Raw genomic sequence first — 14,430 nt, forward strand, 5'->3', positions numbered from 1 at the left:
TGCCAAAATTCGTATTTTCCTGTGATATCCATGTGCTTATAACAATGAGGATAGCGATACATGACCATCAAAACAGGGGTAATGGCAGCGGCATTATTGATGCTGGCGGGCTGCAACGCGCCATCGCAACATGCGGCGGTAGAGACCTGCAAAGCGGATAACCAGATGCAGCAGACCACGCTCTATTTTGGCTTGAATCGCCCGGCAGGGGCGCAGATTACCAGCAGCGAGTGGCAGCAGTTTGTTGACCAGGACGTGACGCCGCGTTTTCGCGATGGCTTAACGGTGTTTGATGCGCGCGGGCAGTGGCTGGGCAACGACGGAAAAGTGGCGCGTGAACCGAGCAAGGCGCTAATGCTCATCCACGGTAAAGACGCGCAGAGCGAGAAGAACATCGAAGCGTTGCGCGGGATCTATAAGTCTCGTTTCGCGCAGGAATCGGTGATGCGAGTCGACCAGCCGGTGTGCGTACAGTTTTAATAAAAAACGGCGGGATAACCCGCCGTTGTTGTTTTGTAGCAAAGCTATTTACAGCACTAATCCCGCAAAGCTCGCCGACAGCAGGCTCACCAGCGTCGCACCGTATACCAGGCGCAGACCAAACCGCGACACCACGTTGCCCTGCTGCTCGTTCAGCCCCTTAATCGCCCCGGCGACGATGCCGATGGAGGCGAAGTTAGCGAACGACACCAGGAAGACGGACAAAATACCCAGCCCGCGCGGTGACATTTCATGAGCAATTTTTTGCAGTTCAATCATCGCCACAAATTCATTCGCCACCAGCTTGGTTGCCATAATGCTGCCCGCGTTTAACGCATCGCTGAGTGGAATCCCGATAAGCCACGCCAGCGGATAAAACACATAGCCCAGGATCTGCTGGAAGCTCATGCCGAATACGCTGGAGAAGAGGGCGTTAACGGCGCTGATGAGGGCGATAAAGCCAATCAGCATCGCCAGAATAATCATCGCCACCTTAAAACCGGCCAGAATATACTCGCCCAGCATTTCAAAGAAGCTCTGGGATTCATGCAGTTTTTCCAGCTTGATATCCGGCTCGGCTTCCGGACGTATCGGGTTAATGACCGAGAGAATAATAAAGGTGCTGAACATGTTCAGGATCAGCGCGGCAACGACAAATTTGGCGTCGAGCATGGTCATATAGGCACCGACAATCGACAGGGAGACCGTCGACATGGCCGTGGCCGCCATGGTGAACAGACGACGCGAGGAGAGATCCCCCAGCACGCCTTTATAGGCAATGAAGTTTTCCGACTGGCCAAGGATCAGCGAGCTCACCGCGTTGAACGATTCCAGCTTGCCCATGCCGTTCAGCTTTGACAGCAGCGTCCCGATGATTCGAATAAAAATCGGCAGGATCCGCCAGTGCTGGAGAATACCAATCAGTGCGGAAATAAAAATAATCGGACACAGCACGCCGAGGAAAATAAACGCCAGCCCTTTTTCTCCCATTCCTCCAAAGACGAAATTCGTCCCTTCCGAGGCAAATTTCAGCAGTGACTCAAAGAAGCCGGAAACGTATTTAATCAGGAATAGCCCGCTTTCGGCGTGCAGGAAAAAGAACGCCAGGGCAATTTCAATAACAATCAGCTGTAAAACATAACGAATGCGAATTTTTCGGCGGTCGAAACTCACCAGCCAGGCAAGCGCAAGAATAATCACCAGCGCCAGCAGGAAATGGACAATCTTAAACATGGGATATTTTCGGTTGGTTTTTGAGGCGGATATTTAGCCACAGCACTGGTTAACCGTAAATGGGCATTTTTATTATAACTTTTAAACTTATCGGTAACGGCGGCAACTATTAACAGGCTTTGCGTTTACAACTCGTCATCAAATCACCACACATTTCGCTTGTGTTTCCTTTCGCCGTAATGATAATCACTATCACAAGAATTTACCTTTCTTTGCATCAGTTGACCGCGATAAACATTTAAGGTGTCGGCATGTTTGTTCCATTTCTCATTATGTTACGTGAAGGCCTTGAAGCGGCCCTGATTGTCAGCCTTATCGCCAGCTATCTGAAGCGCACCCAGCGTGGGCGCTGGATTGGCGTGATGTGGGTTGGCGTCTTCCTTGCCGCGGCGCTCTGCCTGGGCTTAGGTATCCTCATCAATGAAACCACCGGCGAATTCCCGCAGAAAGAGCAGGAGCTGTTTGAAGGTATCGTCGCCGTGATTGCGGTGTTCATCCTGACGTGGATGGTCTTCTGGATGCGCAAAGTTTCCCGCAACGTGAAGGTGCAACTGGAGCAGGCGGTGGATAATGCCCTGCAGAAGGGGAATCACCACGGCTGGGCGCTGATCATGATGGTCTTTTTCGCCGTGGCGCGCGAGGGTCTGGAATCGGTTTTCTTCCTGCTGGCGGCATTCCAGCAGGACGTGGGCATCTGGCCGCCGCTGGGCGCTATGCTCGGTCTGGCAACGGCGGTGGTGCTGGGCTTTCTGCTCTACTGGGGCGGCATTCGCCTCAACCTGGGCGCCTTCTTTAAGTGGACCAGCCTGTTCATTCTGCTGGTGGCCGCGGGGCTGGCGGCAGGAGCGATCCGCGCCTTCCACGAGGCGGGCCTGTGGAACCACTTCCAGGACGTGGCGTTCGATCTTAGCAACGTTCTCTCCACCCATTCACTGACCGGCACCCTGCTCGAAGGCATCTTCGGCTACCAGGAAACGCCGAGCGTCAGCGAAGTGGCGATGTACTTTATCTATCTGGTTCCGGCGCTGGTGCTGTTCGCGATGCCGCCGCGTACCGGCTCGCAGGCGTCGCGCGTTGCGCCATAATTATTGTTTTAGTTACAACATACTTTTTAAGGGAAGAGTCATGGCAATTCAGTTTCGTCGTAGTGCATTGTGCGCAGGCATTGCCGCGCTGTTCGCTTCTGCATTCGCTGCGCAGGCTGCGGATATTCCGCAGGTAAAAGTCACCGTTAACGATAAGCAGTGTGAGCCGATGACCATCACGGTTAACAGCGGTAAAACCCAGTTTATCATTCAGAACCACAGCCAGAAGGCGCTGGAGTGGGAGATCCTCAAAGGCGTGATGGTGGTGGAAGAGCGCGAGAACATCGCGCCGGGCTTCAGCCAGAAGATGACCGCCAACCTGCAGCCGGGTGAATACGACATGACCTGCGGCCTGCTGACCAACCCTAAAGGCAAGCTGATCGTCAAAGGTGCAGCGACGGCGGACGCGGCCAAAGGCACGGCCCTGCTGAGCCTGGGCGACGCTATCACCGCCTATAAAGCCTACGTCACCAAAGAGACGGCGGACCTGGTCACGGGCACCAAAGCCTTCACCGACGCCGTGAAAGCGGGCGATATCGAAAAAGCGAAATCCCTGTACGCGCCAACCCGTCAGCACTACGAGCGCATCGAGCCGATTGCCGAGCTGTTCTCTGACCTCGACGGCAGCATTGATGCCCGCGAAGATGACTACGAGCAGAAGGCCGCCGATCCGAAATTCACCGGCTTCCACCGTCTGGAAAAAGCCCTGTTTGGCGATAACTCCACCAAAGGAATGGAGAAATACGCCGGGCAGCTGAACACCGACGTGCTGGAGCTGCAAAAGCGCATCAGCGAGCTTGCCTTCCCGCCGTCGAAGGTGGTGGGCGGCGCGGCCGGTCTGATTGAAGAAGTGGCCGCGAGCAAAATCAGCGGTGAAGAAGATCGCTACAGCCATACCGACCTGTGGGACTTCCAGGCCAACGTCGACGGTGCGCAGAAGATTGTCGAGCTGCTGCGTCCTCAGCTGCAGAAAGAGAACGGCGAACTGCTGGCGAAAGTAGATGCCAACTTCAAAAAGGTCGATACCATCCTGGCGAAGTACCGTACCAAAGACGGGTTCGAAACCTACGACAAGCTGACCGACGCCGACCGTAACGCGCTGAAAGGCCCGATTACGACGCTGGCGGAAGATCTCTCCTTGCTGCGCGGCGTACTGGGTCTGGACTAAGCACGATGAACAAGCACGAAGAATTCGACGTGGCGGAACCTTCCCGACGTCGTTTGTTAAAAGGGGTAGGGGCGCTGGGCGGCGCGTTTGCCCTAGCGGGAGGTTGCCCGGTGGCGCATGCGGCGAAACCGCAGAGCGCGCCCGGTACGCTCTCGCCGGATGCCCGGATGGAGACCCAGCCGTTTTATGGCGCGCACCAGGCGGGTATTCTCACGCCGCAGCAGGCTTCCATGATGCTGGTGGCCTTTGATTCGCTGGCCAGCGATAAGGCGGATCTGGAGCGTCTGTTCCGCCTGCTGACGGCGCGCATCGCGTTTCTTACCGCGGGCGGGCCGGCACCGGATACGCCGAACCCGCGCCTGCCGCCGATGGATTCCGGTATCCTCGGGGCGTTTATCGCGCCGGATAACCTGACCATTACCGTGTCGGTAGGGGAGTCGCTGTTTGACGGCCGCTACGGCCTGGCAAAACAGAAGCCGAACGCGCTGCAGAAGATGACGCGCTTCCCGAATGACTCCCTCGACGCTGCGCTGTGCCACGGCGATCTGCTCCTGCAGATTTGTGCCAATACTCAGGACACGGTGATCCACGCCCTGCGCGATATCATCAAGCACACGCCGGATCTGCTGAGCGTGCGCTGGAAGCGGGAAGGGTTTATCTCTGACCACGCCGCCCTCAGCAAAGGCAAAGAGACGCCGGTTAACCTGCTGGGCTTTAAGGACGGCACGGCCAACCCGGACAGCAGCGATGCGGCGCTGATGAAAGACGTGGTGTGGGTGACGGCAGATCAGCGGGAACCCGCATGGGCGGTGGGCGGCAGCTACCAGGCTGTGCGCATTATTCAGTTCCACGTGGAGTTCTGGGACCGCACGCCGTTGAAAGAGCAGCAGACGATTTTTGGCCGCGACAAGCAGAGCGGGGCGCCGCTGGGCATGAAGCACGAGCATGATGTGCCGGACTACGCGAACGACCCGGATGGCGACGTTATCGCGCTCGACAGCCATATTCGCCTTGCCAACCCGCGCACCAAAGAGACGCAGTCCAGCCTGATGATGCGCCGTGGCTACAGCTATTCGCTGGGCGTGACCAATTCCGGCCAGCTTGATATGGGGCTGCTGTTCGTCTGCTATCAGCACGATCTGGAGAAAGGCTTCCTGACCGTGCAGAAGCGGTTAAACGGCGAAGCGCTGGAAGAGTACATTAAGCCCATCGGCGGCGGCTATTTCTTTGCCCTGCCCGGCGCGCGCGATGCTGGCGCGTATCTCGCACAAGGTCTGATGGAAGCCTGATAATCGTCCCTGCGATAGTTCGCGGGGACATTATTTTTTCATATGACTATCTTATTGTTATATTTCTGTAATATTCATATATAAGACTGATTCCGCTGCAGGAACAGTCTTAAAAGTTGCATTCAGGTAAAATAAATGTTGCATTTATGATAACTCCTGATGTACTTAAGATAAGACAGCGGTAGTTCCCGGCAGTGATGCTGAATCACTATGGAGATCGCGAATGGTTGCGTCCTGTACTGGACAAGGTAAACATAACAACCGCAGCACCCGGCGCGGAGGCTCAGACTCCGGCAGCGATTTCCTCACCACTAAATTCTCCCCCACACCTCAAGAATCTGATTCGACCGACGTGCAGACCGGTGCGCGTAGCCGTTCTGTATCGTCATCTGATAAAGCAAGCAATGGCTTACAAGGAAGCCAACCCTCTGATGTTCGTGCGCATAATCGTGCCGAAGCTGGCGCGTGTGATGAATACCAACAACTCAAGGTGCTATCCATGGGAAGACAAAAAGCAGTGATCAAAGCTCGTCGCGAAGCAAAACGTGTGCTGAGACGGGACTCACGTAGCCATAAACAGCGTGAAGAAGAATCGGTCACCTCGCTTGTGCAGATGAGTGGCGTAGAAGCAATTGGCATGGCCAGAGACAGCCGTGATAATTCTCCAATTGTGGCGCGCAATGAGGCTCAGGCGCACTACCTGAATGCTATCGAGAGTAAACAGCTCATCTTTGCAACCGGTGAAGCCGGATGCGGGAAAACCTGGATCAGTGCAGCCAAAGCAGCGGAAGCGCTGATCCATAAGGACGTGGAGCGCATTATTGTTACCCGTCCTGTACTGCAAGCTGATGAAGATCTCGGCTTCCTGCCCGGCGATATTTCGGAGAAGTTTGCTCCGTACTTCAGACCCGTCTATGACGTGCTGGTGAAGCGACTGGGTGCATCCTTTATGCAGTACTGCCTGCGACCAGAGATTGGCAAGGTGGAAATCGCGCCGTTCGCCTATATGCGCGGACGTACATTTGAAAATGCGGTCGTTATTCTTGACGAGGCTCAGAACGTGACCGCTGCGCAAATGAAGATGTTTTTAACGCGCCTCGGGGAGAACGTGACGGTTATCGTCAACGGCGATATTACCCAGTGTGACCTGCCGTCGGGCGTGAAGTCCGGACTGAGCGACGCCATGTCACGTTTTGAGGAAGATGAGATGATTGGGGTGGTTCGTTTCACCAAAGAGGACTGCGTGCGTTCGGCGCTCTGTCAGCGCACGCTGCAAGCGTATTACTGAGTTTGCTGTTGTGTTCAAGGCCCGGGAAACCGGGCTTTGTTTTATGTGCATTTTATTCCCTCTCGCCTGGGGGTGAGAGATCCCCAGTAATTTTTAAGCAGAAGCATTAACGTTGTTTCAGAACGATTTAAGGCTTTCAGCGATGCTCTGGTCCGGCTGTAAATCGCTGAGGCGTTTGCCTTCCGGCCGGGGCGAGGCGCAGGGATGCGCCGAGAGGGCGGGCTTTACAGGGACGTTACCTCCGCCCGTACCCGATAAGCCGGAAGGAATAAGCCGAGGGCACCGCGAAGCGGCGATTTACCGCCGGGAGCCCGGGTCGCCAGGGTGGTGGCGACTGAGCCACCCTGGCACGTTCACCGGTCATGTCGTTACAGAGTAGCAGGGAACATAAAGTGAACGGAATGACCACCACAGCCGTATGTTTCCCTCACCCTAACCCTCTCCCCAAAGGGGCGAGGGGATTGTTCAGTGCTAGCATTAATTTGTGGGGAACCCTCAGCTCCTGGGGAGAAGGTTAGGGTCTCAGGCCGCACCGAGTTGCATATGGCTACGGGGGGGATTGACTCGCTTCGCTCGCCCTGCGGGCAGCCTGTTCGCTTTGCTCACAGTCTGTCCAACTGGCTGCGCCAGTTGTCGAACCCCAGTCGGGGGTTCTCATCCCCCCACAGGCGTGCAATATGCGAAAAAAAAGCCCGCATTTTCATGCGAGCTCTTCTTCAAATATGGCGGTGAGGGGGGGATTCGAACCCCCGATACGTTGCCGTATACACACTTTCCAGGCGTGCTCCTTCAGCCACTCGGACACCTCACCATATTGTTTTGCTGCCTGACCGCTTGGGGGGCAACGGGGCGCTACTATAGGGAGTTGCGCGAAAGCGGTCAAGCAGATTTTCTGCATTCGTGCTTGTTCGGTTAAGCCTTAATCAGCTTATGTCGTACAGCGCAGGATTAACGCTGCGAATCGAGAACTTCGCTGTTTTTCACCACCTCCTGCGCTTTGCCGTAGCTTTCGATCAGCAGCTGGTAGGCCGGGAAGATGTGGGTGTATACCTCAGCCCATTCAGCCGCATCTTCACGGTTCCAGGTTCGCTGGATCTCAGAGGCCACAGCGGCGGTATCCATCGGCACCACGCCTGCCTGGACCACGCGGGCCAGGGTGATCTCCTGCGCCATTTTGCTGTAGGTGCCGGAGGCATCAATCACCGCAAACACTTTATATCCGTCCGCCACCGCACTGATGGACGGGAAGGCCATGCAGACGCTGGTGATCGTGCCTGCAATAATTAACGTCTTGCGACCGGTAGCTTTTACCGCCGCCACGAATTCCGGGTTATCCCAGGCGTTGATCTCACCTTTGCGGGCCACATACTGCGCATGCGGCGCGTTGGCGTGGATCTCCGGGATAAGCGGGCCGTTCGGTCCCTGTGGAACGGAGGCGGTGGTGATCACCGGGATCTTCGCCAGCGTGGCGATCTTTGCCAGCGCCGCCGCACGGGCGCGCAGCTCCGGCATGGGCATGTCGCCGACGGTCTGGAACAGCCCGCTCTGGTGGTCGATAAGCAGCATGACGGCATCATTTACGTCAATGACGGGACGTGCACCGTTGAAGTTTGCAGGGGTAGACATATTGCGCTCCTTAATTACGTTCAGATCTGGCCAAAGCGGCCGGAGTTGAAATCACGAATGGCTTCCGCGATCTCGGTTTTACTGTTCATCACAAACGGGCCGTAGCCCACTATCGGTTCATTCAGCGGCTCACCGGCCATCAGCAGCAATTTCGCGTCGCTGTTCGCTTCCAGATGCAGCTTTTCACCGCTCTGACTTAGCACAACCAGCTGCGCTTCACCCGCTGGCGTGGTGCCGTTCACCGTTACGCTGCCCTCAAGTACCACCAGCGCCGTGCTCCAGCCTTCGGGCTGGTTGAGCGTCAGATGGCTGCCCTGGTTAAGCGCGATGTCCCAGACGTTCAGCGGTGAGAAGGTATGGGCCGGGCCCGTCACGTCCTCATGGCGACCGGCGATGACCCGCAGCGTGCCGCTGTTATCCGGCAGCGTGACCACCGGGATATCCGCTTTGGTGATGCTCTGGTAGCCGGGCGTCGCCATTTTGTCTTTGGCGGGCAGGTTGACCCACAGCTGCATCATTTTTAGTTCACCGCCTTTCTGCGCGAAGGCGCTGGAGTGGAACTCCTCGTGCAGGATGCCTGCGCCCGCCGTCATCCACTGCACGTCGCCGGGGCCAATAACGCCGCCTCTGCCGGTGGAGTCGCGATGCTCTACTTCGCCGGCGTAAACGATGGTCACCGTTTCAAAGCCGCGATGAGGATGCTCGCCCACGCCGCGTTTCGCGCCGTCCGCCGGGAAGGTGTACGGTCCGGCATAGTCCAGCAGCAGAAACGGGCTCAGCGGCTCGCCGTGCGTCTGGTAAGAAAACATTGAACGAACCGGGAAACCGTCACCGACCCAGTGCGGACGAGGTGCGGTATAAACGCCTGTTACGTTTTTCATGATGAACTCCTGATGTTCTGTTGATGTAATTAGCTTATATTCAGGGTTAATATCCCGGTAGATAGTGAAAATGACATTCACTGTTCTGAATATGGAACGATGAGGGCGTATGCAGGATCTCAATGATTTCGCGTGGTTTGTGAAGGTGGTGGACCATGGTGGATTTGCGGCGGCGGGTCGGGCGCTCGATCAGCCCAAGTCAAAACTGAGCCGCCGGATTGCCCAACTGGAAGAGCGCCTTGGCGTGCGTTTGATCCAGCGTACCACCCGGCAGTTTACCGTGACAGAAGTGGGGCAGACGTTCTATCAGCACTGTAAAGCCATGCTGGTAGAGGCCGAAGCTGCGGAAGAGGCGGTGGCGGCGTTGCAGGCCGAGCCACGCGGCGTGGTCAGGATCACTTGTCCGGTCACCTTGCTGCACGTGCACGTGGGGCCCATGCTGGCGCGGTTTATGGCGCGCTATCCGGGGATCAATCTTCAGCTTGAGGCCACAAACCGAAGGGTTGATCTGGTAGGTGAGGGCATCGACGTGGCGATCCGCGTTCGTCCACGTCCGTTTGATGACAGCGACCTGGTGTTAAGAGTGCTGGCAGACAGGGGACACTGCCTGGTGGCGAGCCCTGCGCTGATTGAGCGGATGGGTCACCCTGCCGTGCCCTCTGAGCTTAGCGAGTGGCCGGGTTTGAGCATGGGGGTGGGAAAACAGCTGCACAGATGGGAGCTGAGCGGGCCGGAGGGAGCGAAAGCCGCGATTCATTACACGCCGCGCTTTATTACCACCGACATGCTGGCGCTGCGTGAAGCGGCGATGGCGGGGGTGGGCGTGGTGCAGCTGCCGATTTTGATGGTCAAGGATCAGCTGGCATCCGGGGAACTGGTAAGGGTGCTTGACGCATGGGAACCCCGACGGGAAGTGATTCACGCTGTTTATCCTTCCAGGCGAGGTTTGCTGCCGTCCGTCAGAACGCTGGTGGATTTTCTTACCGAAGAGTATGCGCGGATGGTGGAGGAGTAACGATCCCCTCGCCCCTTTGGGGAGAGGGTTAGGGTGAGGGTCTCAGGCCGCACCGAGCTGAATATAGCACCGGGGGGGATTGACTCGCTTCGCTCGCCCTGCGGGCAGCCTGTTCGCTTTGCTCACAGTCTGTCCAACTGGCTGCGCCAGTTGTCGAACCCCGGTCGGGGGTTCTCATCCCCCCGCAGGCGTGCAACATGCGAAAAAAAAGCCCGCATTTTCATGCGAGCTCTTCTTAAAATATGGCGGTGAGGGGGGGATTCGAACCCCCGATACGTTGCCGTATACACACTTTCCAGGCGTGCTCCTTCAGCCACTCGGACACCTCACCATATTGTCATCCCGTTGTTGCTGGGACGGGCGCTAATGTAAGGAAAAGCCGAACTGCCGTCAACCCACTTTTTCAGTAATTTAGCGCGTTTAGACAAACTTCAGGCAACATGATTCTTAAATGTGCTGAAAGCGTCTTTTTTATCAACAACACGGTCGCGCAAGAAATTTGCTATGCTGACCGTCCAGTTAAAAAGCAAAATAAATCAGCGCAATAAAAGGCAGGATTGACTATGGATATACTCTTCTATCACCCCACTTTTGATACGGCTTACTGGATTAAGGCACTTTCTGCGGCACTGCCGGGCGCTCGCGTTCGTGAGTGGAAGCGGGGCGATAACGAACATGCTGACTACGCGCTGGTCTGGCATCCGCCGGTAGAAATGCTCCAGGGCCGTAAGCTGAAGGCCGTGTTCGCGCTCGGGGCCGGGGTGGATTCCATTCTGAGCAAGCTGAAAGCACACCCTGAAATGCTGCCGGAAGATATTCCTCTGTTCCGCCTGGAAGATACCGGTATGGGCCAGCAAATGCAGGAATATGCAGTCAGCCAGGTGCTGCACTGGTTCCGCCGTTTTGATGACTATCAGGCGCTTAAGCAGCAATCCCGCTGGGAGCCGCTGCCTGAATATCCGCGCGAAGCGTTTACCGTTGGTATCCTCGGCGCAGGCGTGCTGGGTTCGAAAGTGGCTGAAGCGCTCGCGCCGTGGGGCTTCCCGCTGCGCTGCTGGAGCCGCAGCCGTAAAGACTATCCGGGCGTTGAGAGCTTTGCCGGAACGGATGAGCTTCCGGTCTTCCTGAACGGCACGCGTGTGCTGATTAACCTGCTGCCCAATACGGCGGAAACGGTGGGGATTATCAATGAAGGCCTGCTCAACCAGCTGAACGACCAGAGCTACCTGATGAACCTGGCGCGCGGCGTGCATCTGGTCGAGCCGGATCTGCTGAAGGCGCTGGATAGCGGGAAGCTTAAAGGCGCCATGCTGGATGTCTACAGCCGTGAGCCGCTGCCGGAGGAAAGCCCGCTGTGGCGACACCCGCGCGTGGCAATGACTCCGCACGTTGCCGCCGTGACGCGACCTGCCGAGGCGGTGGCCTATATCTCGCACACGATCGGTGAAATAGAGAAGGGTAACCCGGTCACCGGACAGGTCGACCGACAGCGCGGCTACTGAGAGAAACCCGGCGTTCGCCGGGTTTTTGCTAATATTCGCCGCTGATAACTGCTATCCTTTGGAAAAAACGCAGAGGAGAGAAAGATGTATCCCGTTGACCTGCATATGCACACCGTCGCCAGCACCCACGCGTATAGCAACCTCCATGATTATATTGCCCAGGCGAAGCTTAAGGGCATCAAGCTGTTCGCGATAACCGATCACGGCCCGGATATGGCGGATGCGCCGCACTACTGGCATTTTGTGAATATGCGTATCTGGCCACGTCTGGTGGACGGCATTGGGATACTGCGCGGCATTGAGGCGAACATCAAAAACACCGACGGTGAAATTGACTGTACCGGCCCGATGCTGACCTCCTTAGATCTGATTCTTGCCGGTTTCCATGAGCCGGTTTTCCCGCCGCAGGATAAAGAGACCAATACCGCGGCGATGATTGCCACTATTGCCAGCGGCAATGTGCACATCATCAGCCATCCGGGCAATCCGAAATACCCGATTGATATTCAGGCCGTGGCGCAGGCCGCGGCGAAACACCGCGTGGCGCTGGAGATTAATAACTCCTCGTTCGTGCACTCGCGTAAAGGCAGTGAAGCCAACTGTCGCGAAGTGGCTGCCGCCGTGCGTGATGCGGGTGGCATGGTGGCGCTGGGCTCTGATTCGCACACGGCCTTCACGCTGGGGGATTTTAGCGAGTGCCTGAAAATATTGCAGGATGTGGATTTCCCGGAAGAACGCATCCTGAACGTCACGCCGCGTCGTATGCTTGATTTCCTCGAGTCGCGCGGCATGGCGCCGATTGATGAATTTGCCGATCTTTAATTGAATAACGGAATAAAACAATGAATGAATTTTCCATCCTTTGCCGCGTGCTGGGCTCCCTGTATTACCGCCAGCCGCAGGACCCGCTGCTGGTGCCGCTGTTTACGCTGATTCGCGAAGGTAAACTGGCGCAGAACTGGCCGCTGGAACAGGATGAGTTACTGGAGCGCCTGCAGAAAAGCTGCGATATGCAGCAGATCTCGACGGACTACAATGCTCTGTTCGTGGGCGAAGAGTGCCGCGTGTCGCCGTATCGTTCCGCCTGGCAGGAAGGCGCGACCGAAGCGGAAGTGCGGGCATTCCTTTCAGAACGCGGGATGCCGCTGAGCGATACCCCAGCCGATCATATCGGTACGCTGCTGCTGGCCGCGTCCTGGATCGAAGACAACGCTGGCGACGATGAAAATGAGGCCATCGGGATCCTCTTCGAAACATATCTGCTGCCGTGGGTGGGGACCTTCCTGGGTAAAGTGGAAGCTCATGCCACCTCTCCGTTCTGGCGAACGCTGGCCCCGCTGACGCGTGACGCCATCGCAGCAATGTGGGACGAGCTGGAAGAAGAGAGCGAGGAGTGATGTAAATCACAAAAATCCTGCAACGATACATTTCAACTTGCACGTAATGTGCTTCTGATCTCATTTCTATGGCGCGCTTCTGCTAAGATGCGCGCCATGAACATATTACTTTGTATTGCAATCACGACGGGCATCCTCTCCGGTATTTGGGGATGGCTAGCGGTGTCTCTCGGTCTGTTAAGCTGGGCTGGCTTCCTGGGTTGCACGGCCTATTTCGCCTGTCCTCAGGGCGGGCTGAAAGGGCTCTTTATCTCAGGCTGCACGCTTATGAGCGGCGTTATCTGGGCTCTGGTCATCATGAAAGGCAGCGCGCTGGCGCCGCATCTGGAGATGCTGGGGTACGTCATGACGGGTGTCGTCGCCTTCCTGATGTGCATCCAGGCGAAGCATCTGCTGCTGTCGTTTGTGCCGGGAACCTTTATGGGGGCCTGCGCAACCTTTGCCGGGCAGGGGGACTGGAAGCTGGTGGTTCCTTCCCTGGCGCTGGGGCTGCTGTTTGGCTACGCCATGAAGAACAGCGGTCTTTGGCTGGCGGCGCGACGGGAAAAAACGCAAAACATCACCGCGGTGAGTGAATAAAAAAAAGGCGAGATAATCATCTCGCCTTTTTTTATGCGCTGCCCGTCAGGATTCCGGAGGCACCGACATATCACGGTATTTCACCAGGATCGGGTTCTGCACGTCCGCTTTGTTTTGCAGATCCCACAGCCCGCGATCGATACCATCGTTGATTAAGAAGATCACGCCGGTTTCAATGGCTGACATCAGACACATCATGACCGGTTCGTTAGAGGTGTAGCCAATTTCTCCTTCCAGCAGGCGCTGGTAATCGATGAAGCGGAATACCCCAGCCTGAACTTCATAAGACAAAATCGTTTTGCTGGTGTTGACCGAAGAGAGCACTTCACCGGTACTGACGTTTACGACGCGCAGGTTAACCGCAATTTGGTCGAGCTGGTACTGGGTATCTGCGCCGATACCGAAGTAGCGCGCGCCCACGCCACCCGATTTCACGTTGCTCTCGTAACCGATAATCGACCCTTCAATCATCACGTTTGCGGCGGCCAGAGACTGCAGAGGCATCCGGTTATTGTCCGCAACGGTGCCATTCTCCTGCGCGGCACGAATGATTTTTCGTTCATTTAACAGGTTCTGAAGCCCTTGGCGTTCCAGCGGAATAAACCAGTGCGAATCTTTAAGTGCAGTTACCAGCATGGCGGTGGCGCTTTGCGGCACCGCGGTGGAGAAGTTACTTGCCGGATAAGGTTTAAATTGTCCGGTTTCATCCTGAATGTTGTATACCGAGACAAATATCTTGCCCGTAGGTGAAGGCAAATGGGTTAAATCACGGTAACTTTGAGCCCGCGGCATTAATGTGGGTTTTGCAGCTTCTTTAGGCGGAGCAGTTAAACAACCGCTCAATAAGCACACTGCAACAAATATCAGGAAGCGCTGCATGGTCGTTG

Annotated in this window: 14 protein-coding genes and 2 tRNA genes; 10 read left to right on the top strand and 6 right to left on the bottom strand. The window is 56.3% G+C overall.

Going from position 1 to position 14,430, the window contains the following annotated elements; genetic code table 11:
• The first annotated feature begins 60 nt into the window (after nt 1-60).
• Nucleotides 61-480 carry a DUF3574 domain-containing protein gene (locus IB212_RS08370; protein ID WP_041910545.1) on the top strand — a complete coding sequence of 140 codons (420 nt, stop codon included), beginning with the start codon at nt 61-63 and terminating at the stop codon, nt 478-480.
• Nucleotides 481-528: 48 nt separating this feature from the next.
• Here the strand turns inward: IB212_RS08370 and IB212_RS08375 are convergent, their stop codons facing one another.
• Nucleotides 529-1,713: a NupC/NupG family nucleoside CNT transporter gene (locus tag IB212_RS08375; RefSeq protein WP_041910544.1), complete on the bottom strand. Its 1,185-nt coding sequence runs from the start codon at nt 1,711-1,713 to the stop codon at nt 529-531.
• Between the two features lie 251 nt (nt 1,714-1,964).
• Between IB212_RS08375 and efeU the strand changes: the two genes are divergently transcribed.
• From efeU to phoH, 4 genes are all read left to right on the top strand, one after another.
• Entirely contained in the window at nt 1,965-2,798 is an 834-nt protein-coding gene (efeU, locus tag IB212_RS08380) for an iron uptake transporter permease EfeU (protein ID WP_028012665.1), read from the top strand.
• Between the two features lie 40 nt (nt 2,799-2,838).
• Nucleotides 2,839-3,966, top strand: coding sequence for an iron uptake system protein EfeO (efeO, locus tag IB212_RS08385; protein WP_028012666.1), 1,128 nt, complete (start codon nt 2,839-2,841; stop codon nt 3,964-3,966).
• 5 nt (nt 3,967-3,971) lie between these two features.
• On the top strand, nt 3,972-5,255 hold the full coding sequence (gene efeB, locus IB212_RS08390) for an iron uptake transporter deferrochelatase/peroxidase subunit (protein WP_188245803.1): 1,284 nt from the start codon (nt 3,972-3,974) through the stop codon (nt 5,253-5,255).
• Between the two features lie 499 nt (nt 5,256-5,754).
• Nucleotides 5,755-6,543 (top strand): phosphate starvation-inducible protein PhoH, encoded by a 789-nt coding sequence (phoH, locus tag IB212_RS08395; RefSeq protein ID WP_024908976.1) that lies wholly within the window; start codon nt 5,755-5,757, stop codon nt 6,541-6,543.
• Nucleotides 6,544-7,266: 723 nt separating this feature from the next.
• Here phoH and IB212_RS08400 read toward each other — a convergent pair.
• From IB212_RS08400 to IB212_RS08410, 3 genes are all read right to left on the bottom strand, one after another.
• Nucleotides 7,267-7,354, bottom strand: a tRNA-Ser gene (locus IB212_RS08400).
• 137 nt (nt 7,355-7,491) lie between these two features.
• Nucleotides 7,492-8,169 (bottom strand): isochorismatase family protein, encoded by a 678-nt coding sequence (locus IB212_RS08405; protein WP_025755865.1) that lies wholly within the window; start codon nt 8,167-8,169, stop codon nt 7,492-7,494.
• Nucleotides 8,170-8,189: 20 nt separating this feature from the next.
• A complete protein-coding gene (locus IB212_RS08410; protein WP_041910542.1) occupies nt 8,190-9,050 on the bottom strand; it encodes a pirin family protein in 861 nt (286 codons plus the stop codon).
• Between the two features lie 109 nt (nt 9,051-9,159).
• Between IB212_RS08410 and IB212_RS08415 the strand changes: the two genes are divergently transcribed.
• On the top strand, nt 9,160-10,065 hold the full coding sequence (locus IB212_RS08415; protein WP_028012669.1) for a LysR family transcriptional regulator: 906 nt from the start codon (nt 9,160-9,162) through the stop codon (nt 10,063-10,065).
• Nucleotides 10,066-10,308: 243 nt separating this feature from the next.
• Here IB212_RS08415 and IB212_RS08420 read toward each other — a convergent pair.
• A tRNA-Ser gene (locus tag IB212_RS08420) sits at nt 10,309-10,396 on the bottom strand.
• Between the two features lie 232 nt (nt 10,397-10,628).
• On the opposite strand from IB212_RS08420, the gene ghrA reads away from it, so the two are divergent.
• The 4 genes from ghrA to IB212_RS08440 all read left to right on the top strand — a co-directional run bounded on the left by ghrA (nt 10,629) and on the right by IB212_RS08440 (nt 13,543).
• Nucleotides 10,629-11,567 (top strand): glyoxylate/hydroxypyruvate reductase GhrA, encoded by a 939-nt coding sequence (ghrA, locus tag IB212_RS08425; RefSeq protein ID WP_041910541.1) that lies wholly within the window; start codon nt 10,629-10,631, stop codon nt 11,565-11,567.
• Nucleotides 11,568-11,651: 84 nt separating this feature from the next.
• A complete protein-coding gene (locus IB212_RS08430) occupies nt 11,652-12,389 on the top strand; it encodes a phosphatase (protein WP_028012671.1) in 738 nt (245 codons plus the stop codon).
• Nucleotides 12,390-12,409: 20 nt separating this feature from the next.
• Nucleotides 12,410-12,964: a molecular chaperone gene (locus IB212_RS08435; protein ID WP_028012672.1), complete on the top strand. Its 555-nt coding sequence runs from the start codon at nt 12,410-12,412 to the stop codon at nt 12,962-12,964.
• Between the two features lie 96 nt (nt 12,965-13,060).
• The gene (locus tag IB212_RS08440) at nt 13,061-13,543 is read left to right on the top strand and encodes a DUF1097 domain-containing protein (protein WP_136486151.1); all 483 of its coding nucleotides are present in this window, start codon (nt 13,061-13,063) and stop codon (nt 13,541-13,543) included.
• 45 nt (nt 13,544-13,588) lie between these two features.
• On the opposite strand, the gene csgG is transcribed toward IB212_RS08440, so the two are convergent.
• Nucleotides 13,589-14,422, bottom strand: a complete 834-nt coding sequence (csgG, locus tag IB212_RS08445) for a curli production assembly/transport protein CsgG (protein ID WP_028012674.1) — start codon at nt 14,420-14,422, stop codon at nt 13,589-13,591.
• Between the last annotated feature and the right edge of the window lie 8 nt (nt 14,423-14,430).

The sequence above is a fragment of the Enterobacter sp. E12 genome (assembly GCF_014596715.2).
GTDB lineage: Bacteria > Pseudomonadota > Gammaproteobacteria > Enterobacterales > Enterobacteriaceae > Enterobacter > Enterobacter bugandensis.